Origin of the sequence: Nocardia tenerifensis NBRC 101015 (genome assembly GCF_000308715.1) — a bacterium.
GTDB classification, from domain to species: Bacteria; Actinomycetota; Actinomycetes; order Mycobacteriales; family Mycobacteriaceae; genus Nocardia; species Nocardia tenerifensis.
In genome coordinates, this window is the sequence record NZ_BAGH01000406.1 from 1 (window position 1) to 1,711 (window position 1,711).

Annotated in this window: 1 protein-coding gene and 1 pseudogene; one reads left to right on the forward strand and one right to left on the reverse strand. The window is 71.5% G+C overall.

Going from position 1 to position 1,711, the window contains the following annotated elements; translation table 11 throughout:
- A pseudogene (locus ON39_RS32310) lies at nt 1-822 on the forward strand (hypothetical protein); the annotation flags it as partial.
- A 5-nt stretch (nt 823-827) separates the two neighbouring features.
- Here the strand turns inward: ON39_RS32310 and ON39_RS32315 are convergent.
- Nucleotides 828-1,711, reverse strand: an 884-nt coding sequence (locus ON39_RS32315; protein WP_040739883.1) for a glycosyltransferase family 4 protein, incomplete at its 5' end; no start/stop codon positions are given.

Here is a 1,711-nt window from a genome sequence, read left to right on the forward strand (position 1 = left end):
GGCCTCCTGCGGGACACGCAGAAGTATGTGGCGCTGGCGATGCCCGCGTACGCACTGTGCGCCGCTGCCGGTTGCGGCGTTCTCGCCAGGCGATTCTCGACCGGTGAACGCGCGGATACATTGGCGCGCAACAGGGATCAGTCGTCGGCCGACGAACACGCGGCGTCCCCTGAAGTAGCCGAACCCTTTGCGAATCCATCCCCAGCTGTCACACGCTCGCTCGCAACGGTTTTCATCGTCCTACTGATGCTCCCGCTGCTCGACCTCGCGTGGGGAGTCGGCGGCGCGATGCGTCCCGTGCACTACCCAGCCGGATGGCAGCGGGTCGCCGGCCACCTGGACGGGCCGGGCGACGTAGCGGTTCTGCCGGGCGGCATGTTCCGCAGATTCCGCTACAGCGGGCAGGCGCCCGTGCTCGACCCGGCCCCGCGCCTGCTCCCCCGCGACGTGCTGCAAACCGGCGAGCTGCCGGTGCGCGGCCGCACCGTGTCCGGCGAAGGCGCCCGCGCCCGCGCGGTGGAAGCCGTACTGCTGCACGGCGGTTCGGCTCCGGAGCTGGCGGAGCGCGGCGTCGGCTGGGTTCTCGTCGAACACGGCACCCCCGGCCCGCTCGGCGAATCGAGAACGACGCTCGCGCGACTCGACCCGGTTTTCGACGATGCGGACCTCACCCTGTACCGAGTTCCCGGCGACATCCGGGCGCACGACGGAGCGTCATCGCATCGAGGATTTGTCATTGCGGCCCACGCGCTTTGGGCACTGCTCCTCGTCGGCGGACCGGCGCTCGCGGTTACCGCGCGACGAGCCCGCCGCACACCCTGACGGTCTCAGTGCGCCGATCGGGGCGCGATCAGCCCGCAGGTGTGCTCCCCGCGAGCCGCGGCCGCCAGCACCTCGTAGACACCGTTTCCCGTTTGCTCCCAAGAGAATTCACGCGCCCGGGAGCGCGCCTTCTCCCCCATGACCGTGCGAGCGGCGCGATCGTCGAGCAGCTCGCCCACCGCGTCGGCCAAGTGGGTCACGTCGTCGACCAGCACACCGGTGACGCCGTCGACGATGGAGTCGGTGAGCCCGCGCGAACTGCGATAACCGATGGTCGGCACCCCGTGCTGCGCCGCCTCGATGACCGCGAGCCCCCACCCTTCCTTGCGCGAGGGCAGCACGTGCACCCAGGCGCGGGCCAGCAGTTCGTGTTTGCGGCGTTCATCGACGTGGCCGTGGAAGGTGGTCGCGTCGGCGATGCCCAGCGCGGCGGCGTCGTTCTTCAGGTTGTCGGCCCACCAGCCGTCGCCGATCACGTCGAGGTGCAGGCCGGGAATGCGGTCGCGTAGTCGCGCGACCACGGCGAGCGCGTCCTCGATCTGCTTGTGCGGCACCAGTCGGGAGAGCACCACGATGCGCGGCTCGGCCGTGCGGGTCTCGGCGGCCCCGGTCGGCGCGTCGGCGGGCACCGGCTCGGCGCCGTTGCGCACCACCGCGATTCGCGATTGCTCGACGCCGAGGGTGGCCAGCTCCTCGGCCGAGGGCAGCGAGACCGTCAGGTATTGGTTGCGCCGATGGACCCGCGGCGACAGGCGCGACTCGATCCACCAGCCGACCCGGCCGACCAGCCGCCCGGCGACCGGCCACTGCTCCCGGTGCCCGTGGTGCACGAGCACGACGGCGGGCGCCTTGGTGGCGGCCGTGGCGAAGAACGGGATGCCGTTCTGCG